Annotated in this window: 20 protein-coding genes; 9 read left to right on the top strand and 11 right to left on the bottom strand. The window is 72.4% G+C overall.

Annotation, left to right across the window (positions count from 1 at the left end; translation table 11 throughout):
* The first annotated feature begins 45 nt into the window (after positions 1 to 45).
* The 3 genes from LB823_RS01725 to LB823_RS01735 are packed head-to-tail and all read left to right on the top strand — an operon-like array spanning position 46 to position 2,220.
* Positions 46 to 474: a hypothetical protein gene (locus LB823_RS01725; RefSeq protein ID WP_224645033.1), complete on the top strand. Its 429-nt coding sequence runs from the start codon at positions 46 to 48 to the stop codon at positions 472 to 474.
* A gap of 42 nt (positions 475 to 516) precedes the next feature.
* Entirely contained in the window at positions 517 to 1,839 is a 1,323-nt protein-coding gene (gene ilvA, locus LB823_RS01730; RefSeq protein ID WP_374201261.1) for a threonine ammonia-lyase IlvA, read from the top strand.
* Between the two features lie 48 nt (positions 1,840 to 1,887).
* Positions 1,888 to 2,220, top strand: coding sequence for a DUF6054 family protein (locus LB823_RS01735; RefSeq protein ID WP_224645034.1), 333 nt, complete (start codon positions 1,888 to 1,890; stop codon positions 2,218 to 2,220).
* 19 nt (positions 2,221 to 2,239) lie between these two features.
* Here the strand turns inward: LB823_RS01735 and LB823_RS01740 are convergent, their stop codons facing one another.
* Positions 2,240 to 2,740: a hypothetical protein gene (locus tag LB823_RS01740; RefSeq protein ID WP_224645035.1), complete on the bottom strand. Its 501-nt coding sequence runs from the start codon at positions 2,738 to 2,740 to the stop codon at positions 2,240 to 2,242.
* A gap of 79 nt (positions 2,741 to 2,819) precedes the next feature.
* On the opposite strand from LB823_RS01740, the gene LB823_RS01745 reads away from it, so the two are divergent.
* Positions 2,820 to 3,251, top strand: a complete 432-nt coding sequence (locus LB823_RS01745; RefSeq protein ID WP_224645036.1) for a PPOX class F420-dependent oxidoreductase — start codon at positions 2,820 to 2,822, stop codon at positions 3,249 to 3,251.
* Positions 3,252 to 3,254: 3 nt separating this feature from the next.
* On the opposite strand, the gene LB823_RS01750 is transcribed toward LB823_RS01745, so the two are convergent.
* The 5 genes from LB823_RS01750 to treY all read right to left on the bottom strand — a co-directional run bounded on the left by LB823_RS01750 (position 3,255) and on the right by treY (position 10,250).
* A complete protein-coding gene (locus LB823_RS01750) occupies positions 3,255 to 4,280 on the bottom strand; it encodes an LLM class flavin-dependent oxidoreductase (RefSeq protein ID WP_224645037.1) in 1,026 nt (341 codons plus the stop codon).
* Positions 4,281 to 4,346: 66 nt separating this feature from the next.
* Entirely contained in the window at positions 4,347 to 5,387 is a 1,041-nt protein-coding gene (locus LB823_RS01755; RefSeq protein WP_224645038.1) for an LLM class F420-dependent oxidoreductase, read from the bottom strand.
* 56 nt (positions 5,388 to 5,443) lie between these two features.
* Positions 5,444 to 7,183: a malto-oligosyltrehalose trehalohydrolase gene (treZ, locus tag LB823_RS01760; RefSeq protein ID WP_224645039.1), complete on the bottom strand. Its 1,740-nt coding sequence runs from the start codon at positions 7,181 to 7,183 to the stop codon at positions 5,444 to 5,446.
* A gap of 18 nt (positions 7,184 to 7,201) precedes the next feature.
* Positions 7,202 to 7,879 carry a hypothetical protein gene (locus LB823_RS01765; protein ID WP_224645040.1) on the bottom strand — a complete coding sequence of 226 codons (678 nt, stop codon included), beginning with the start codon at positions 7,877 to 7,879 and terminating at the stop codon, positions 7,202 to 7,204.
* Positions 7,880 to 7,913: 34 nt separating this feature from the next.
* Positions 7,914 to 10,250, bottom strand: a complete 2,337-nt coding sequence (treY, locus tag LB823_RS01770) for a malto-oligosyltrehalose synthase (protein WP_224645041.1) — start codon at positions 10,248 to 10,250, stop codon at positions 7,914 to 7,916.
* Positions 10,251 to 10,346: 96 nt separating this feature from the next.
* Between treY and LB823_RS01775 the strand changes: the two genes are divergently transcribed.
* Genes LB823_RS01775 through bioD form a run of 3 tightly spaced genes read left to right on the top strand, consistent with a single transcriptional unit; the run spans position 10,347 to position 13,463 of the window.
* On the top strand, positions 10,347 to 11,618 hold the full coding sequence (locus tag LB823_RS01775) for an adenosylmethionine--8-amino-7-oxononanoate transaminase (protein ID WP_224645042.1): 1,272 nt from the start codon (positions 10,347 to 10,349) through the stop codon (positions 11,616 to 11,618).
* 4 nt (positions 11,619 to 11,622) lie between these two features.
* On the top strand, positions 11,623 to 12,756 hold the full coding sequence (locus LB823_RS01780) for an 8-amino-7-oxononanoate synthase (protein ID WP_224645043.1): 1,134 nt from the start codon (positions 11,623 to 11,625) through the stop codon (positions 12,754 to 12,756).
* On the top strand, positions 12,753 to 13,463 hold the full coding sequence (gene bioD, locus LB823_RS01785; RefSeq protein ID WP_224645044.1) for a dethiobiotin synthase: 711 nt from the start codon (positions 12,753 to 12,755) through the stop codon (positions 13,461 to 13,463). Before LB823_RS01780 ends, bioD begins: the two co-directional genes overlap by 4 nt.
* Here bioD and LB823_RS01790 read toward each other — a convergent pair.
* Positions 13,441 to 14,574: a phosphatase PAP2 family protein gene (locus LB823_RS01790; protein WP_224645045.1), complete on the bottom strand. Its 1,134-nt coding sequence runs from the start codon at positions 14,572 to 14,574 to the stop codon at positions 13,441 to 13,443. The genes bioD and LB823_RS01790 overlap by 23 nt on opposite strands.
* A 192-nt stretch (positions 14,575 to 14,766) precedes the next feature.
* On the opposite strand from LB823_RS01790, the gene bioB reads away from it, so the two are divergent.
* Positions 14,767 to 15,774, top strand: a complete 1,008-nt coding sequence (gene bioB, locus LB823_RS01795; RefSeq protein ID WP_224645046.1) for a biotin synthase BioB — start codon at positions 14,767 to 14,769, stop codon at positions 15,772 to 15,774.
* Positions 15,775 to 15,779: 5 nt separating this feature from the next.
* Positions 15,780 to 15,989 carry a hypothetical protein gene (locus tag LB823_RS01800; protein ID WP_224645047.1) on the top strand — a complete coding sequence of 70 codons (210 nt, stop codon included), beginning with the start codon at positions 15,780 to 15,782 and terminating at the stop codon, positions 15,987 to 15,989.
* Positions 15,990 to 16,572: 583 nt separating this feature from the next.
* On the opposite strand, the gene LB823_RS01805 is transcribed toward LB823_RS01800, so the two are convergent.
* The 4 genes from LB823_RS01805 to LB823_RS01820 form a co-directional block, all read right to left on the bottom strand.
* Positions 16,573 to 17,229 carry an FMN reductase gene (locus tag LB823_RS01805; protein ID WP_224645048.1) on the bottom strand — a complete coding sequence of 219 codons (657 nt, stop codon included), beginning with the start codon at positions 17,227 to 17,229 and terminating at the stop codon, positions 16,573 to 16,575.
* Position 17,230: 1 nt separating this feature from the next.
* Positions 17,231 to 18,364, bottom strand: a complete 1,134-nt coding sequence (locus LB823_RS01810) for an LLM class flavin-dependent oxidoreductase (protein WP_224645049.1) — start codon at positions 18,362 to 18,364, stop codon at positions 17,231 to 17,233.
* Positions 18,365 to 18,454: 90 nt separating this feature from the next.
* Positions 18,455 to 19,171, bottom strand: coding sequence for a hypothetical protein (locus LB823_RS01815; RefSeq protein WP_224645050.1), 717 nt, complete (start codon positions 19,169 to 19,171; stop codon positions 18,455 to 18,457).
* A gap of 76 nt (positions 19,172 to 19,247) precedes the next feature.
* A complete protein-coding gene (locus LB823_RS01820) occupies positions 19,248 to 19,949 on the bottom strand; it encodes an NUDIX domain-containing protein (protein ID WP_224645051.1) in 702 nt (233 codons plus the stop codon).
* Between the last annotated feature and the right edge of the window lie 33 nt (positions 19,950 to 19,982).

Here is a 19,982-nt window from a genome sequence, read left to right on the forward strand (position 1 = left end):
GTCGTTCGGCGGACCGGGCGATTCGCGATGACTAACATCGAGTGTGTGCGCGTGACCCTGACCCTGGCGGCCCTCGCGGTCGTCTTCGCGGGTGCGTGGTTCGCCTTCCTCGGGTGGGATCACGAGTACTACGAGGTCGACGGTGTCGCGCAGGGCCCGTACCAGCCGTGGCAGGTGATCGCCTGCGGCGCCGTGATCGTCCTCGCGTGCACCGCGGCGTTCGCGTATCTGCGGCGCGTCTGGCTGCTGGCGGTGATCCCCGTGGTCGCCGTCGTGGGCTTCGCGGTGCCGTGGGCGGCGCGGGCGTCGCAGGACGACACGGGCCTGTGGGTGGTCGGGCTGCTGTTCCTCCTGGTGGGCGGGACGATGGGGCTCACCGTCTGGCTGGCGGTGGGCTACGCCGTCGTGGAGACGGTGCGCGCGGTTCGCGCCCGGCGCCGCGGTCCTGGAGTGGCGCCAGCGCCTCGGACGTAGGCGGGTGACGCCGCGCCCGGCGCGAGTGGGAAAATGGCCCGCATGTCTACGTCATCGATGTCCAGTGCCGCCGCCGACCTGACGGTGCACTCGATTATCGATGCCCGCGCGCGGCTCGCCGGGGTGGTGTCGGTGAGCCCGCTGCAGCACTGCGAGCGGCTCTCCGCGCTGACCGGGGCCAAGGTCTACCTCAAGCGCGAGGACCTGCAGGTGGTGCGGTCGTACAAGATCCGCGGCGCGTACAACCTCATGGCGCAGCTCACCGAGGCGGAGAAGGCGGCCGGGGTGGTCGCGGCCTCGGCCGGTAACCACGCGCAGGGCGTCGCCTTCGCGTGCCGGGCGATGGAAGTGCACGGCCGGATCTACGTGCCGACCACCACGCCGAAGCAGAAGCGGGACCGCATCCGCGCGCACGGCGGCCGGTACGTCGAGCTGATCGCCACCGGCGAGACCTACGACGCCGCGGCAGCCGCCGCCCAGGAGGACGTCGCGTCGACGGGGGCCACCTGGGTCCACGCCTTCGACGACCCGCGCACCACGTCGGGGCAGGGCACCATCGGCGTCGAGCTCGTCGAGCAGCTCGACGGGGTCGTCCCCGACGTGACCGTCATGCCCGTCGGCGGCGCCGGCTGCTTCGCCGGGGTGACGCGGTACCTGCGCTCGCAGTCCCCGTCGGCCACGATCGTCGGCGCCGAGCCCGCGGGCGCACCGTCGCTGGCGCGCGCGCTCGAGGCCGGCGGGCCCATCGACCTGCCCACCATCGACCCCTTCGTCGACGGTGCCGCCGTCAAGCGGATCGGCTCCATCGGCTACGACGTCGCGGCGTCCGAGGGTGGGGTCGTGTGGCCCGCGCACGCAGTGCACGACGTCGCGGCCGGCGAGCTCGGCATCATCGAGGTCGACGAGGGCGCGATCTGCACCGCGATGCTGGACCTGTACCAGAACGAGGGCGTCATCGCGGAGCCCGCGGGCGCGCTGTCGGTGGCCGCGCTGGCGCAGCTGCGGTTCGAGCCCGGCGCCACGGTCGTGTGCCTGCTCTCCGGCGGCAACAACGACGTCTCGCGCTACAACGAGGTGATCGAGCGGTCACTGGTGCATCAGGGCCTCAAGCACTACTTCCTGGTCGCCTTCCCCCAGGAGCCCGGCGCGCTGCGCCGCTTCCTCGACGAGGTGCTCGGGCCTGACGACGACGTGACGCTCTTCGAGTACGTCAAGCGCAACAACCGCGACACCGGCGAGGCCCTCGTGGGTGTGGAGCTGGGCCGCGCCGGCGATCTCGGCGCGCTGCTGGAGCGGATGGACTCCTCGCGCCTGCACTGCGAGCGGCTCGAGCCCGGTTCGCCCGCGTACCGCTACCTGACGTAGTCGCCCACGTATGCGCCTTGATGCACAATGACATCGAGGAGGTGCACTATGGCGAAACTGGAGCACGCTTTCGTGGGCGACTTCGACAGCGCGTTGGAGGTGCTCGACGCGCACATCATGGGTGGCAGTGCCTCGGCCACGTTCGAGGACGGAAGCACGATCGCGGCGGGTGGGGTTCGCGTCGCCGTGCGGGTGTACGAGCGATACAGCTACACCGGCTCCAACCGGGTGAGCCTGAGTCTCACGCTCGTGGGGCACGGGGAGGATCTGTATCTGACCGGGATCACGTCCGGCGGCAGTCAGGCGATGTTCTTCAAGGTCAACCGCTTCGGCGAGGACGCCTTCCTGAAGAAGCTCCAGCACGCGCTCGCTCAGCTCTGACGGGCGCGGGCCGCGATCATCAGGCGACCGAGACCGCGTGCTGCGCGCGGTGCGCGGCGACGCGCTGCTGCAGGAACCAGGTCTGCGCGTAGAGGGTGACGCCGATGAAGAGCATCGTCGTCACGCCGGCGAAGCCGCGGCCGGTGTGATCGCCCATTGCCATCGGCACCAGGACGTCGACGCCGATGTGCAGCGCGATCGCGACGATCCACAGGCCGATGGTGGCGGCGGTGCCCTGCCGCAGGTAGCGGCCGTCGGGGCCGGGGAAGACCTTCGTGGTCAACGCCCGCGGGTAGGCCAGCGCGACGGCGATGATCAGGCCCAGGACCGCGGCGACGACATGGCCCGCGCCGACCTCGCCGCCGCCCGAGACGTACTGCACGGTCTGGTAGAGGCCGACCGCGGCGAGGACCAGCGCGATGCGGGCGGTCTTGTCCTTGAGGGGGCGGGCCTGCAACTGGCGGTAGAAGATCCAGCCGACGGCGAGGACGGCGATGACGGCGGTGGTCGCTGTGTTCATGCCGATGACTCTGCCGCGATCGTCGCCGCGGCGGATCGACCGACGGGTGGAGATCCGGGTGGAGACGTAGCCTCGACCCATGCAGATCAGCGACACCCTCACGCCCGCCGTCGTCGATTTCCTCTCCGCGGGAACGCGCACCGGCCACCTCGCCTACCTCGCCGGGGACGGCCGCCCGCTCACCGCGCCGGTCTGGTTCGTCGTGGACGACGGTGCCCTCGTCTTCGCGACCGGCCGGGACACCCCGAAGGGTCGGCTGCTGGCGAAGGATCCGCGGGTCGCGGTGTCCGTGGACCTGCAGGAGCCGCCCTACGCGTTCGCGCAGGTGCAGGGCGTCGCGGAGCTCGTCGACGACTCCGACTACCTGCTGAAGATCTGTACCGCGTGCGGCGTCCGGTACATGGGCGCCGAGCGCGGCGAGGAGTTCGGCCGGCGCAACGCCGTCCCCGAGGAGATCGTCGTGCGCGTGCGCCCCACCCGCGTCCTGTTCAACGGCGACGTGACGGCCTGAGGCTCAGTCGAGCTCGTCGACGGCGCCCTTGATCAGCTCGAGGCTGCGCTTGCGCTCCGCGAGGCCGGGGATCATGCCGGAGATCATCAGCTCCTGCGGCTGGGTGCGGGTGAGCAGCTCGCGGAGCTCGTCGCGCACCGTCGCCTGCGAGCCGACGATCCACGCCGACGTGGTCGGGGCGATCGCGTGCTCCTGCTCGGGCGTGAGCGGCTGCGCCGCGGCCTGCTCGTAGGTCATCATCCGGCCGGGGTTGCCGGTGCGCACCCGGTACATTGACGCCTTCGCCGGGCCGGCGATGCGCTGGGCCTCCTCGTCGGTGTCCGCGGCCACGACGGTGACCGTCAGCATCGCGTTGGGGGCGTCGAGGTCGCCGGGGCGGAAGGTCTCGCGGTACTCGGCGAGCGCGGGCAGGGTGGCCTGCGGCGCGAAGTGCCGGGCGAAGGCGAAGGGCAGGCCCAGCAGGCCGGCGAGCTTCGCGCTGAACGTCGACGAGCCGAGCAGCCACATCTGCGGGTTCGAGCCGACGCCGGGGGTCGCGGTGATCGCCACGTACGGGTGGTCGGCGGGGAAGTCGTCGCGCAGGAACGCCCGGAGATGCGCGAGTGCCTGGGGGAAGTCGTCGACGGACTCGCTGACCTTGCCGCCGCGCAGCGCATGGGCGGTGAGCTGGTCGGTGCCCGGCGCGCGGCCGATGCCCAGGTCGATGCGATCGGGGAACAGCGCGTCGAGCGTGCCGAACTGCTCGGCTACGACGAGCGGCTGGTGGTTCGGCAGCATGACGCCGCCGGAGCCCACGCGGATCTTCTCGGTCGCCGCGGCGATCTGGCCGATCAGCACCGCGGGGGCGGAGCTGGCGATGCCCGGCATCGAGTGATGCTCGGCGACCCAGACCCGCTCGTAGCCGAGGCGTTCGGCCTCCTGCGCGGTCGCGATGGTGTCGCGGAGGGCGTCGCCGAAGGACGCACCGTCGACGACGGGGGCGAGCTCGAGCAGGGACAGGCGAGGGCGGGGGAAGGGGGCTTCGGTCACAGAAGAGACAACCGGGGGCGACCCGGAAATCATCCCGGACCGCCCCCGTCGACGTTGTGGCGGTTGCTACACGAGCTCGCGCAGCGCCTCGATCTGCTTCACCCGGCCGGCCGCGTCCTCCGCGATCGGCACGACGTTGAGCACGGTCGCGCCGGCCTCCTCGAACGCGGCGACCCGCTCCTTGACGTAGCCCTTCGGGCCGATCAGGGAGACGCTGCGGGCCAGCTCGTCCGGCACAGCCTCCACCGCGGCGGCCTTGTCGCCGGCCAGGTACAGCTCCTGGATCCGGTCGGCCTCGGCGCCGTAGCCGTAGTTGGTGGCCAGCGTGTGATAGAAGTTCTTGCCCTTGGCGCCCATGCCGCCGATGTACAGCGCGAGGTGCGGCTTGACGAAGCCGAGCAGGTGGTCGACGTTCTCGCCGATCGCCATTGCGGGCCCGGCGTAGACGTCGAGCTCGCCCAGCGCGGGATCGCGCTTGGCCTTGCCTTCGGCGACCGCGTCGCCCCACACGTCCTTGGCCTTCTCCGGCAGGAAGAAGATCGGCTGCCAGCCCTCGGCGACCTCGGCGGCCAGCGCCACGTTCTTCTGGCCGAGCGCGGCGAGCAGGACCGGGATGCGCTCGCGCACCGGGTGATTGATCAGCTTGAGCGGCTTGCCCAGGCCCGTGCCGCCGTCCTCCTGGGTGAGCGGCATCGTGTAGAACTTGCCGCGGTGCTCGAGCCGCTCGCGGCGCCACACCTTGCGGCAGATCTCGATGATCTCGCGGGTGCGGCCGATCGGCGCGTCGTACTTCACGCCGTGGAAGCCCTCGATCACCTGCGGGCCCGAGGCGCCCAGGCCCAGGATGAACCGGCCGTCGGACACGTTGTCCAGGCCCGCCGCGGTCATCGCGGTCAGCGTGGGCGTGCGGGTGTAGATCTGCAGGATGCCGGACGCCAACTGCACGCGCTCCGTCTTCGCGGCGAGGTAGCCCAGCGCGCTGACCGCGTCGAACGAGTACGCCTCGGGGACGAAGACGATGTCCAGCCCCGCCCGCTCCAGGTCGAGGACCTCGTCGGCCGTGGCCTTGAACCCGTCCGTGTAGTTGATGCCCAATCCGATTCGCATAAGCGTTAGGTTCTCACAAAGCAACCGCTTAGCGACAGAGTGCCCGCGGATTGTGGTCAGGTACCGCGGCGGAGCACGACGAAGGAGTGGCCCGGCACCGTCGTCGCGCCGTCCCGGACCGACGGTGCCTCCCAGGACAGCACGGGCGAGCCGCCGAACGGCGCCGTGACGGGCGCCGCGGTGAAGTTCACGAGGAGCGTCAAGTCGCCCCGGTGCACCGCGAACCAGGTGGCCGCGCCCGGATGGTCGCAGGCGATCGCGCGCAGATCGTCGCCGGCGAGGGCCGGGTCGCGGCGCAGCGCGATGAGATCGCGGTACACGCCCAACAGCCGCGCGTGGCCGGGCCGCGCGGGCTCCGACCAGTCGAGATGCGAGGCGGCGAAGGTCGCCGGATCCTGCGGATCGGGCACGTCGCCCGGCGGCCACCCGTGCTCCGCGAACTCCGCCTTGCGGCCCTCCGCGGTGGCGCGGGCCAGCTCCGGCTCGGGGTGGCTGGTGAAGAAGCGGAAGGGCGTCCGGGCGCCCCACTCCTCGCCCATGAACAGCATCGGCGTGAACGGGGAGAACAGCACCAGCGCGGCCTTCACCGCCAGCTGGCCGTCGGTCAGGTACTCCGACGGACGGTCGCCCCGCGCCCGGTTGCCCACCTGGTCGTGCGTGCAGGTGTAGGCCAGGAGCTGCGACGGGGCCACCCGCGCCGGATCGATCCGCTCACCGTGGATCCTGTCGCGGAACGAGCTGTAGGTGCCGGCGTGGAAGAAGCCCTCGGTGAGCACCGTCGCCAGGCACTCGGGGCTGCCGAAGTCGGCGTAATAGCCCTGCCGCTCGCCGGAGACGATGGTGTGGATCGCGTGGTGCGCGTCGTCGTTCCACTGCGCCGCGAGCCCGAAGCCGCCCAGCTCGGTGGGCGTGACCAGGCGCGGATCGTTGAGGTCGGACTCCGCGACGAGGGCCAGCGGTCGGCCGAGCTCCGCGGACAACGCCGCGGCGAGCGCCGCGGCGTCCTGCAGGAGGTGTCGATCCGATTCGTCGACGAGGGCGTGCACGGCGTCGAGCCGGAGCCCGTCGGCGCCGTAGCGACGCAGCCACCACGCGATGTCGTCGAGGATGAATTGCCGGACCTCCGCGCTGCCCTCGCCCGACAGATTGATGGTGCGGCCCCAGGTGTTCGCGCCATCGGTCTCGTACGGGCCGAAGCGCCCGAGGTAGTTGCCCGACGGGCCGAGGTGGTTGTGCACCACGTCGAGCAGGACGCCGAGGCCCAGGTCGTGGGCGGCTGCCACGAAGCGCTCCAGCCCCGACGGTCCGCCGTAGGGCTCGTGCACGGCGAACCACCCGACACCGTCGTAGCCCCAGCCGTGCTGGCCGTTGAAGGCGTTGACCGGCATCACCTGGACGAAGCCGATGCCCAGGTCCCGCAGGTGCGGCAGCCGCTCGATGGCCGCGTCGAACGTGCCCTCGGGGGTGAAGGTGCCGATGTGCAGCTCGTAGACGACGGCGCCGCGCAGCTCGCGGCCCGCCCACCGCGGGCCCTCCACCTCCGGGATCAGCGCCGACGGCCCGTGCACCCCGTCGGGCTGGCGGGGCGACCGCGGATCGGGGAGCACCGTCTCGTCGTCATCGAGGAGGAAGCCGTACCGCGCGCCGGGCGCGGCCGGCGCGGTGCCCCGCCACCAGTCGTCCGCGTCGCGGCGCATCGCGTGCACGGCACCGTCGAGCCAGAGGCGGACCCGCCGCGGGCGCGGCGCCCACACCTCGAAGACGTGGTCGACTGCGGCGGCGGGCGAGGTGGGCATCGGTTCGCAACGATAGCGTCAGTGCAGGCCCTCCCACTCCGTGGTGCGGGCGCGGTGCAGTTCCAGCGCCGCGAGCGCCGACTCCGCGGTCTCGTGCCGGCCGCCCGTGATGCAGCCGATGGCGCGGTAGTCGTGCTGGTCGAGCGAGCGGAACCGCCACACCTCGTCCAGCGAGTGCGTGCAGACGTGCGTCGTGAGGGTGACCAGCGCCGGCGCGCCGAGGCAGGCGCTCGCGTCCTCCGCGAAGATCTCCGCGAACGTGCGCTCGCCGAGGCGGACGTAGAGCGTGTCGCTCATCGGCACCTCGCTGAGCACCGTGCGGTCACCGGCGAGGATCAGCCGATCGTGGATGTCGGCGGTGAGTTCCCAGGCCGAGGCCATGCCGGCGCAGCGGATCAGCAGGTGTGCGACCTCCTCCGCGTCCTGGAGCAGGCCCAGGATGGAGTTGCGGCCCTCCCGCTGGGCCCGCACCTCGATGGCGCCGCCGGGCACCATCTGCGCGGTGAGGCGCGACGTGCCGGCGACCGTCACCAGGCGCCCGGTGGGCAGCAGATCGGCGGACAGGCCGTGTTCGCGCAGCGATTCCGCGACGCGCGCCAGCGAGGAGGCGCGGATGCGGTTTCCGCTGACACCGGCGCGCGCGGTGGCGGACTGGGCGAGTGCCGTGGAGACCGGCCGCGGGGTTTCGCTGTTCATGGCCCGAGTGTGCGCGGACCCACTGACAAGTTTTCTAGTCGCGCACCAGGAGGGCGACAGGGTGTTCGAGGAAGAGCTCGGCGAGCGGCACCTGACCTGTGACGATCTGCCCCGTCAGGCGGTCCGTCCACGCCGACGCGCCGAGGTCCACCCGTGTGTCGTGCCAGCCGCCGGAGCGCTCCAGGCCCAGCGAGCGCCGCGTCGCGAGCGCGGCGACATCGGGCGCGCCGCCGTCCGGGCCACGACGGAAGCCGAGCAGGTGGTCGGCGGCCGGCCCGGCGGCGAGAACGGGGGAGTAGGAGCCCCCGACGAAGCTGCCCGGCCGCTCGCGCCGCAGCCGCAGCGCCGTCCTGACGAGCCGCTGCTTGGGGTGGGCGTCGTCGGCGGCATCCCAGTCGACGGGGCGGCGGTTGTCCGGGTCGACGAGCGAATCCTCCCACCGCTCCGTGCCCTGGTAGACGTCCGGCACGCCCGGTCCGGCGAGCTGCAGCAGCTTCTGCGCGAGGGCGTCCGACCGGCCGTGCGGCGCGAGCGCACCGACGAGGTCCGTCATCGTCGCGGCAACGGCACCGTCGAACAGCGCGTCGAGGAAGGCGTGCCCGGCCGCCTCGAAGGCACCGTCGGGCGCGGTCCACGACGTGCCGACGAGCCCCTCCCGCATCGCCTTCTCGGCGTACGCGTGCAGGCGTGTCCGGAGTGCGTCGGTGATCGCGCCGTCCTCCGGCCAGACCCCGAACGCGGTCTGCAGGAGGAACAGGCCCGTCATCGGATCGGGCGGTGAGGGGAGCAGGGGCACCGACCGGTCGACGAACGCCGCCCAGTCGTCCGGGCACTGGCTCAGCACCCCGATCCGGGCGCGCACGTCCTCGCCGCGCTTGGTGTCGTGGGTCGACAGCGTCGTCATCGCCGCGGGCCACTCCGCGGCGCGGCGGGCGAGGGCCGGGTGCGGATCGCTCGGCCCGAGGTCCGACGGTGCGCCACCCACCTCCTGCAGCGAGACGAGGCGCGCGGAGCGGTAGAAGGCGGTGTCCTCGAGCGACTTCGCCGTCAGTGCGCCTGTGAGCTGCGCGAAGCGGGCCGCGCTCTCCGCGCCGCGGTCGATCGCCGCGGCCACCGCCTCGATCGCCCGATGCTCGGCCGAGGTCTCGGGCCCCGCGGCGTCGATGAGGCGGCGCCGGACGGCCTCCGCCTGTGCGCTGAGCACGGGGTAGTCGTCGCGGTAGTAGGGGATCTCGTTCATCCAGAACAGGGCGGCGTCGGCGAGGTCGTCGATCGGGACGGCCGTCCCGGTCTCGACGCGAATCGCCCGGGCCAGGCGCAGGAACTCCGGGCGGAGGTCCCGGGCCGCAAGCTCGTCCCGCAGACGCAGCGTCGCGCCGGAGTTCCGGCGGACGGCACCGTCGTCTCCGGTCCAGCGTTCGTGGAGCGCGCTCAGTCCCGGCTCCCCGGCGGGGTCGAGCAGCGCATGACCCAGCTCGCGGAGCGCGTCGTAGCCCGTGGTCCCCGCGACCGGGAGGATCGGGTCCAGGGGTTCGTCCGACTCCAGGATCTTCTCGATCACGATCCACGCGCCGGGGCCGGCGAGCTCGCGCAGCCTCCGCAGGTAGCGGACCGGATCGGCCAGCCCGTCGGGGTGGTCGACGCGCAGGCCGTCGGCGATGCCGTCGGTGAACCAGGCGCCGATCTCGGCGTGCGTCGCGGCGAAGACCTCGGGGTCCTCGACGCGGACCGCGGCCAGGTCGTCGACCGTGAAGAAGCGACGGTACGAGCGGATCGGGGCGTCCCACGGCACCAGCCGATAGGGCTGCGCGTAGTGGACCCGTTCGGCGTCGCCGCCGCCGACCTCGCGGCCGATCGGGAAGACCCGATCGTGGTAGCGCAGCACCGGCTCGGCGCCTGACCGGTCGACGGTCAGCGCCGCGGCGTCGGCTTCGGAGCCGAGGACGGGGAGCGCGAGCTTGCCGCCGGCGCCGTTGCGCGGGTCCCAGTCGATGTCGAAGTAGTGCGCGAACGCCGACTTCCGGCCGTGCTTCAGCACGTCCCACCACCACGGGTTCTGCTCCGGGCGCCCCACACCGAGGTGATTGGGGACGATGTCGATCACCAGCCCGAGGCCGTCGACGTGGGCCGAATCGGCGAGCCTCTCGAGGCCCTTACGTCCGCCCAGCTCGGCGCGCACCGTCGTCGGATCGGTGACGTCGTAGCCGTGCGTGGAGCCGCGGACGGCCTCGAGCACGGGGGAGAGGTAGATGTGCGTCACGCCGAGATCGGCCAGGTAGGGCACGCGGCGGGCGGCGTCATCGAAGGTGAACGACGGGCCCAGCTGGAGGCGGTAGGTCGCGCCGACGGGGCGCGGGTCGCCGGATGCCATGTCGCCGATCATGCCATCCGCCGCAGCCGCCACTGGGCCGCAACACCCGCCCGGCGGATGACGACACCGCGCGGGCCACCGCTAACGTGGCCCGACATGACGCCCGACGAGATCCTCGCCCTGGACACCCGGACGCTGTGGCACCCCTACAGCGCCGTCGGCGGCGCGGGGGCGCGGGTGGTCGCCTCCGCGGAGGGTGTGCACCTCACCCTCGGCGACGGGACACGGGTCGTCGACGGGATGAGTTCGTGGTGGGCCGCGATCCACGGCTACCGCAACCCCGTCCTCGACGCGGCCGCCAAGGCCCAGATCGACACGATGTCGCACGTCATGTTCGGCGGCCTCACCCACGAGAGCGCCGCCCGCCTCGGCGAGCTGCTGGTGCGGATCACGCCCGACGGCCTCGATCGCGTCTTCCTCGCCGACAGCGGCTCCGTCTCCATCGAGGTCGCGGTGAAGACGGCGCTGCAGTACTGGCGCGCCCGCGGCGTCGACGGCCGGAACCGCCTGCTCACCTGGCGCGGTGGCTACCACGGAGACACCTTCACCCCGATGAGCGTCTGCGACCCCGACGGCGGCATGCACTCGCTGTGGAGCGACGTCCTCGCCACGCAGGTCTTCGCTCCCGCGCCGCCCGCCGAGTACGACGAGGCCTACGTCGCCGAGCTGGATCGGCTGGTGGCCGAGCACGCCCACGAGCTGGCCGCCGTCATCATCGAGCCCGTCGTGCAGGGCGCCGGCGGCATGCGCTTCCACCCGCCCGCCTACGTCGCCGCGCTGCGCGAGATCACCCGGCGGCACGGGGTGCTGCTCATCTGCGACGAGATCGCCACCGGCTTCGGCCGCACCGGCACCCTCTTCGCCTGCGACGCCGCCGGGATCACCCCGGACATCCTGTGCGTCGGCAAGGCCCTGACCGGCGGCTACCTGACCCTCGCCGCGATGCTCTGCACCGACGAGGTGGCGCTCACCATCTCGAACTCGGAGCAGGGCGCGCTCATGCACGGCCCCACGTTCATGGGGAACCCGCTGGCCTGCGCCATTGCGGTCGCCAGCACCGAACTGCTGCTCGCGCAGGACTGGGCCGCTCGTGTCGCCGAGATCGAACAGGGGCTGCGGGAGGGACTCGCGCCGCTGTGCGAGCTGCCCGGCGTCGTGGACGTCCGGGTGCTCGGCGCCATCGGCGTCGTGCAGCTCGACCGACCCGTCGACATGACCGCCGCGACGGACGCGACGGTCGCGGCGGGCGTGTGGCTGCGCCCCTTCCGGGACCTCGTCTACACGATGCCGCCCTTCATCAGTTCGCCCGCCGATGTGGCAACGATCTGCGGAGGGGTCTCGGCCGCGGTGCGCGCGGCGCTACAGTGAGGGCATGAACGGTGTTCAAGTAGATGTGCTCGGGTGGCTCGACGGCTACGCCGCCGATCGCGCCGACGCGGGTCTCCGCCGGTCGCTCCGCGCGCGCCGACCCGGCGAGCCCGGCCTCGACCTGGCGTCCAACGACTACCTGGGCCTCAGTCGCCACGCCCGCGTGCTCGACGCCGCCGCCGATGCGCTCCGCGTCTGGGGCGCCGGCGCCACCGGATCGCGGCTGGTCACCGGCACCACGGAGCTGCACGAGTGGTTCGAGCGCAACCTGGCCGACTTCCTCGGCGCCGAGGCGGCCCTCTGCTTCTCCTCCGGCTACCTCGCCAACCTCGGGGTCGTCACCGCCCTTGCCGGGCGGGGCGCCCTCGTCGTCTCCGACGGCGGCTCGCACGCCTCCCTCGTCGACGCCTGTCGGCTCTCCCGCGCGCGCGTCGTCGTCACTCCGCGGGGCGACGTGAACGCTGTTCGAGAAGCACTCGAGGGTCGCGTCGAGGAGCGGGCGATCGTCCTCACCGACTCGGTCTACAGCGCCGACGGAATGCTCGCGCCCGTCGCCGAGCTGCACGCCGCGACCCGCGCGCACGGCGCGGTACTCGTCGTCGACGAGGCCCACGGCCTCGGCGTCCGCGGCGACGGCGGCCGCGGCCTGGTCCACGAGCTCGGGCTCGCCGGCGCGCCCGACCTGGTCATCACCGCGACCATGTCCAAGGCCCTCGGCTCCCAGGGCGGCGTGGTCGTCGGCCCCGAGCGGGTGCGGGCACACCTGATCGACGCCGCGCGGCCCTTCATCTTCGACACCGGCCTCGCCCCCGCGGCGGTGGCCGCCGCGGACGCCGCCCTCGCGGAGCTGCGCGCCGAGCCCGCGCTCGCCGGCCGGGTCCTGGACCGGGCCCGCGCCGTGGCCGCCGGGATCGGCGCGCCCGAGCCGACCTCCGCAGTGGTCTCGCTCGTCCTCGGCGATCCCGAGCGCGCCGTCGCAGCCCGGGACGCCTGCGCGGCGCAGGGGGTGCACGTCGGCTGTTTCCGGCCGCCGTCGGTCCCGGAGGGCACCTCCCGCCTGCGGATCACCGTGCGCGCCGATCTCACGGACGCCGAGGTGGCGACCGCCGTCGCCGCGATCCGACGGGCCGTCGCGTGATCCTCTGCGTCACCGGCACGTCGACCGGCGTCGGCAAGACCGTCGCGACGGCGGCACTGGCCGCCGCGCTGCTGCGGAGCGGGCCGGTCACCGTGGTCAAGCCCGCGCAGACCGGCTTCGCCGACGGCGCCGAGCGCGACGAGGACGGTCAGCTCTCCGACGCCGCCGAGGTCGCGCGCCTCGCGCCGGGCGCGGTCACGGTCGAACATCTGCGGTACCCCGAGCCCCTCGCGCCACTGACCGCCGCCCGTCGGGCGGGCCTGCCGCCGCTCGGGCGCGACGAGGCGGTGGCCGTCGTCCGGGAGGCCGAGGGGGCGGTCCTGGTCGAGGGCGCGGGCGGCGCCCTCGTGCGCCTCGGGGAGGACGATTCTCGAACGCCGTTCACCCTCGTCGACCTCGCGGCCGACCTCGCGGCGCCGGTCGTCGTGGTCGCCGACCCGGCGCTCGGCACGCTCAATCACACCGAGCTGACGGTCCGTGCCCTGGAGGCGGGCGGCGTCGCGTGCGCGGGCATCGTGCTGTCCCGCTGGCCGGACGAGCCCGGGCTCGCCGAGCGCTGCAACCTGATCGACCTCCCGGAACTCACGGGCGTGCCGATCGTCGGGCGGATCCCCGACGGTGCCGCCGCGCTCCCGCCGGAGCGGTTCGCGGCGGCGGCGCCGTCGTGGTTCGACGCGGGCTGGCTCAGCGCGCGATCCAGGCGCTGAGCAGGTCGATCCGCTGCCATCCGCCCTGCACGTCGAGGGGGTAGCCGGCGGGCCCCGCGGTGCCGGCGATCCGCTCGCGCAGCTGGGCGTCCGTCAGGTCGGGGTGCGCGGCGCGCAGCAGGGTGATCGCGCCGGCGGGAACCCGGACCGGTGCATCGCCCCCGACGCGCGGCAGGCCCCAGGCCAGGTCGCGACGGTACGCCGCGGCCGCGGCCGCGGTCTCGACGTAGTTCTGCTGGCAGGCCACGACCTGCGCGATTCCGCCCCCGGCTCGCGCGCTCAACGCGGCCCGGAGCTCGGAACGCGCGGCGGCGACGGCGCCCGCGAATCGCGGGTCCGCCAGCGCGTCCGCCACCGCGGCCTGCGCCAGGATCCGGCCGCCGATCACGTCGAGCGGGTAGTGCACGCCGAGCACCACGCGATGCCGGCCGTAGTCGGCGCCCCGCGCCAGCAGCTGCGGGCCGAGCTCGGGGAGCAGGGTGGCGATGACGAGCGCCTCGGCGTAGCCCCACGCGGTGTGGCCGGACGGGTACGAGCCCGACCCGCGCACCGATTCGTACAGGTCGGCGCGGCCGTCGCCGTACTTCGCGATCCGGTCCGGGGCGACCTCGAAGGGCCGCTGGTACTGGAAGTGCTTCTTCGCGGCGGAGGTGTCGACGTAGGAGTTGATCAGCGCCTTCTTGCCGACGAGGAGCGCGGTGGTGTTCGGGAGCTCGCCCGCCTTCTCGGCGGCGCGGAACGCCGGGGCCAGACGGCTGCCGAGGGCGTTGAAGATCGAATCGTCGAGGATGCCGTAGTTGTCGTTCACCGCGTACTGCCGCTCCGCGGCGGTGGCGGCCCGGTTCGTCGCGACGGCCGTGTCCAGGTTCGCCGTGAGGACGGACTTCGGCAGGCTCGAGAACGCGGCCAGCTGATCGATGTACGAGTTCGGCGCGGCCTTCGTGGCGCTCGCAGCGCCGGTTGCGGGCTCCGCCGACGGTGCCGCCTTCGGCGTGAGGACGCAACCGCCGGTCGGCGCGGCCGCCGCCGGGCCGGCCGTCCAACCGAGAGGTGTGACCAGGGAGGCCGCGGCGACCGTCGCGACCAGGATCTTCTTCGAGCGCAGCTTCATGGGGACACTGTCCCGTCGATACCTAGAAAAGGGAAGGAAACGATTCCGGTCGAGTCGGTGAACGTTTCCCGCCCGCGCCCGGCGGGCCTTGAACACCGTTCATGAATTGAACGCTGTACAGTGCTCGGTAGCCGCGGCGCCGTAGGTGTCGCAGACCACAGCCGACCGACCACAGCCGATGAGGGAGATCACATGACCGGGGTCCTGGCCGACATCATCGAGGTCGCGCGCGAGCAGGTGCTCGAGCGCGGCGAAGGGCTCAGCCAGGAGCAGGTGCTGGCCGTGCTGCAGCTGCCCGACGAGAAGCTCGACGACGTGCTGCAGCTCGCGCACGAGGTGCGCATGAAGTGGTGCGGCCCGGAGGTCGAGGTCGAGGGCATCATCAGCCTCAAGACCGGCGGCTGCCCCGAGGACTGCCACTTCTGCAGCCAGTCGGGCCTGTTCGAGTCGCCGGTGCGCTCGGCGTGGATCGACATCCCGTCGCTGGTCGAGGCCGCGAAGCAGACCGCCAAGACCGGCGCCACCGAGTTCTGCATCGTCGCGGCCGTCCGCGGCCCGGACAACCGCCTGATGAGCCAGGTCGCCGCCGGCATCGCGGCGATCCGCAACGAGGTCGACATCCAGATCGCCTGCAGCCTCGGCATGCTCACCCAGGAGCAGGTCGACGAGCTCAAGGCGATGGGCGTGCACCGCTACAACCACAACCTCGAGACCTCGAAGTCGCACTTCCCGAACGTCGTGACCACGCACTCCTGGGAGGAGCGCTGGGGCACGCTCCAGATGGTCCGCGAGGCAGGCATGGAGGTCTGCTGCGGCGGCATCCTCGGCATGGGCGAGACGCTGGAGCAGCGCGCCGAGTTCGCCGCGAACCTCGCCGAGCTCGAGCCCGACGAGGTGCCGCTCAACTTCCTCAACCCGCGTCCGGGCACGCCCTTCGGCGATCTCGACGTCCTGGAGCCGAACGAGGCGCTCCGGGCGATCGCCGCCTTCCGCCTGGCGCTGCCGCGCACCATCCTCCGCTTCGCCGGCGGCCGCGAGATCACGCTCGGCGACCTCGGTGCGGAGAAGGGCATCCTCGGTGGCATCAACGCCGTGATCGTGGGCAACTACCTCACCACGCTCGGTCGCCCGGCCGAGACGGACCTCGACCTGCTCGGCGAGCTCAAGATGCCGATCAAGGCCCTGAACGACACCCTGTGACCGTCATGGCCGACAAGGAGCCGGTGTACGACGTGTACACCGGCAAGCCGCTCGCCGAGGGGGCGCCCGTCTTCGCGGCGGCGCTCCTCGGGCTGGAGCCGCCGCGCTACTGCGCGTACTGCGCGCGCCGGATGATCGTCCAGGTCAGCCCCCACGGGTGGACCGCGCGCTGCTCCCGACACGGCGAGTTCGATTCGTCGAGCGGCGAACGCTGACCGGCGGTCCCAACCGCACTCGCTAGGCTTCGTGCCGATGACTACTGCAGCCCCGGCTCGGACCGCGTCGGACATCGTCGTGCCGGGCGTGATCGCCGCCGTCCTCGGTGCCGCAGGCGGCCTGCTCTGGGGCCTGACGGTGCCGGGCGTCCGCGGCGTCCTCACCCGGTCCGGCGTCATCTGGCGCGAGGGCCAGCTCGACAACATCTTCTTCGCGACGGTCCTGTTCGTGGCGGTCTCGGCGGTCGGCGGGCTGCTCACGGGCGCGCTGGTCTTCGTCGGGCGACGGCGCACTCCCCGGGGCGTCGCGGTCACGCTGACCGCTGCGGCGTTCGCGGTGCTGGTCGCGACACCACTCGGTCAGGCCGTCGTCGACGCGCGGTTCGCCGGGCCGGGGGAGCCGGGCCTGGACTTCACCGCGGCGCCCTCGATCCGGCTCGACGGTGCGAACGTCTTCGCCCTCGCCGATCACTCCGGCGGACGGCTCGGCGACCTGGCCTCGTGGGTCCTGGTTCTCGTGTGGCCGGCATGCGCCGCGCTGTGGTGCGCCGTGTCCGCCCTGGTCGGCCGGCTCCCGGAGGAGTCAGTCGCCGGTGTGCCCGCGGAGCAGGTCCGCGAAGTCGGCGACGGGGCCCAGGTCGAGGGCCTTGCCGGAGCGCCTGGGGGCGCCGAGGTCCGACGGTCCGCCGAAGCCGGCCACGGCACCGTCGGCCTGGACCAGCGCGCCCGCGAGCTCCGCCCCGGCCCGTGAGATCCGGGTCGCGAGCTCGGCGGAGCCGAAGTCCTCGGTCGCGGCGAAGACGCCGGTCGGCAGGATCTGCGCGCGCAGGTAGCTTAACAGCGGCCGCAGCGCGTGGTCGAGGACCAGCGAGTGCCGGGACGTGCCGGCGGTGGCCGCGACGAGCACCGGGACGCCGGTCAGGGCGTCGGGGTCGAGGGCGTCGAAGAACATCTTGAACAGCCCGCTGTAGCTCGCGGTGAACACCGGCGAGACCGCGATCAGGCCGTCCGCGGCGGCGATCGCGTCCTTGGCGGCGCTGAGTGCGGGCGTGGGCACGCCGGTCGTCATGACGGTCGCGAGGTCGCGGGCGAGTTCGCGCACCTCGATCACGGTCACGTCGACCGCCTCACCGCGGGCCGACACCGCGGCCCGGGTGGCGTCGGCCAGCTGATCGGCCAGCAGGCGGGTCGACGACGGCTCGGACACACCGGCCGCGACGACGACGAGGGAGCGGGTCATGTCAGGCCTCCTTCGCGGCGACGAGGTCCTGGGCCGGCACGACGAGGTGGTGCGGCGACTCCGGGCCGGCGGCGACGAGCGAGGCGTGGCTCGGCGGGTCCGACGGGACGTGCGCCGGCCGACGCAGCTCGAACTCCTTGCGGAGCACCGGGACCACCTGGGTGCCGAGGATCTCGACCTGCTCGAGGACCTGCTCCAGCGGAAGGCCCGCGTGGTCGAGCAGGAACAGCTGGCGCTGGTAGTCGCCGGCGTAGTCCGCGAAGGCGAGCGTCTTCTCGATCACCTGCTCGGGCGTGCCGACGGTGAGCGGGGTCATCTGCTCGAAGTCCTCCAGCGACGGGCCGTGCCCGTACACGGGTGCGTTGTCGAAGTAGGGGCGGAAGCGGCGCTTCGCCTCCGCCTCGGTCTCGGCTATGAAGACCTGACCGCCGAGGCCGACGATCGCCTGGTCCGCGGAGCCGTGGCCGTAGTGCTCGAACCGCTGGCGGTAGAGGCGCACCATCTGCTCGGTGTGCTCCTTGTTCCAGAAGATGTTGTTGTGGAAGAAGCCGTCGCCGTAGAAGGCGGCCTGCTCGGCGATCTCGGGCGAGCGGATCGAGCCGTGCCACACGAAGGGCGGCGTGCCGTCCAGCGGCGCTGGCGTCGAGGTGTAGCCCTGCAGGGGCGTGCGGAACTCGCCCTCCCAGTCGACGACGGGCTCACGCCACAGGCGGCGCAGGAGGTGGTAGTTCTCGATGGCCAGCGGGATGCCCTGACGGATGTCCTTGCCGAACCAGGGGTACACCGGGCCCGTGTTGCCGCGGCCCAGCGTGAGGTCGACGCGGCCCTCGGCGAGGTGCTGCAGCATCGCGTAGTCCTCGGCGATCTTCACCGGGTCGTTCGTGGTGATGAGCGTGGTCGCGGTGCTCAGCGTGAGGTGCTGCGTCTTGGCCGCGATCCAGCCGAGCAGTGTGGTGGGGGAGCTGGGCACGAAGGGCGGGTTGTGGTGCTCGCCGGTGGCGAACACGTCGAGCCCCACCTCCTCGGCCTTGAGCGCGATCTTCGTCATCGCGGCGATGCGCTCGTGCTCGCTGACGGTGGTGTCCGTGGTCGGATCCGTGGTGACGTCGCCGACGCTGAAGAGTCCGAACTGCATGTCGATCCTTCCCGATCGGGCCCCGGTCGGGCCCTTCACGAACTGTAACGGACTGCGGTCCGATTATGTTCCGCGGGGTGGATCGTGGGGTCAGAGGGGCTCGCGCCGGAGGACGTCGGAGGAGTTGAGGATCAGCACCTCGCGGTCGGATTCGGTGAGGGCCGTGACGAATCCGGACTCGACCTTGAGCACGTGGGCGGTGACGACGCCCGTCTTGGTGTGCAGGCGCTCGGCCGGCGACCAGGGCGTGCGCTCGACCGCGGCGAGGATCAGTACGGCGACCGCCGCGATCGACCCCACCTCGCGGACGGCGAAGTCGACGGTCCGTCCGCTGAAGCCGTCGGCGAACCAGTGCTTCACCGCGAGGATCGCCAGGGCGATCGCCGCGGCGCCGATCGGTACCCACACGTAGTGATAGGTCGCGGTCAGCGCGATGCAGGCGGACGCCAGGACCGCGACGAGGAGCGCGGACCACACGCTGGTGGTCGACTTGGTGTGCATGCGCCACGCCAGGCGCAGGGCCGACAGCGGCAGCAGGACCATCACGAGGGCGCTGGTGAACTCGGGGTCGCTCATGAGAGTGCCGAGCACGATCGTCAGCGCGCTGTTGACGTCGGTGACGGCCATCATCCGCGACGCCACGCGCCAGTCCCATTCCGCGACGACCAGGAGCCGGAGGACGACGAACAGCACGGCGACGCTCGCGCCCGTGCCCAGTGTCCGCACGATCCGGGCATCCGTGGCGTCCGCCAGCTTCTTCGCGATCGCGCGATCCTGCGAGGCCTCGTCGGTCTGTGCTTCGCTCACACGCGGATCGTAATCACAGGCGGGTGTCTCGTGCTTGCGATCACGCAGCTCCGGCGACGGTGGCCGTGCGGCCGGCTCAGCCCGGCGGGCGGAGGGTGGCGAACTCGTCGGTGATCCGCAGGTAGGAGTCGGTGTACCGGTACAGCGCGGGCGGGCGGCCGCGGGTCGCCTGTCCGGTCTCGCCGGTCGCGGTGATCACCGACCGTCGGGAGAGGATGCGCAGCAGGTTGGTGGAGTCCACCGGGTAGCCCAGGACGGCGACGTAGATGTCGCGCAGCTGTGAGACGGGGAAGGCGCGAGGGGCGAGCGCGAACCCGATGTTCGAGTAGGAGAGCCGGGCCGCCAGCCGGGCGCGGGCGCGGTGCACCATCGCGGCGTGGTCGAACGCCATCGTCGGCAGGGCTTCGACGGGGTGCCACGTCGTGTCGTCCGGGAGGCGCGGATCGGTGCCGGACCGGACGAGGCCGAGGAAGGTCGAGGCCAGCGTGCGGTCCGCGTGTTCGCTCGCCGGCACCCGGTGCGGATCCGAGAACTCGGCGAACTGCTCCAGGTGTGCCACCTCGGTGAGGTCGACCTTCTCCGCGAGCAGTCGGCGGGCGCTGGTCGGGAGGTCCTCGCGGGCGTCGAGCAACCCGCCCGGGAGCGACCATGCGCCCTGGTCGGGGGCCATCGCGCGCTGCCACAGCAGGACCTCGACGGTGCCCTCGCTCACGCGGAACACGACGGAAAGAACTTCGTGCGCGACGTGGTGCGGGGGAGCGGTGCTAGCATCGGCCATATATCGATCATAGGTCGATAAATCATCGGATCG

The sequence above is a fragment of the Tsukamurella sp. M9C genome, assembly GCF_020169415.1.
GTDB lineage: Bacteria > Actinomycetota > Actinomycetes > Mycobacteriales > Mycobacteriaceae > Tsukamurella.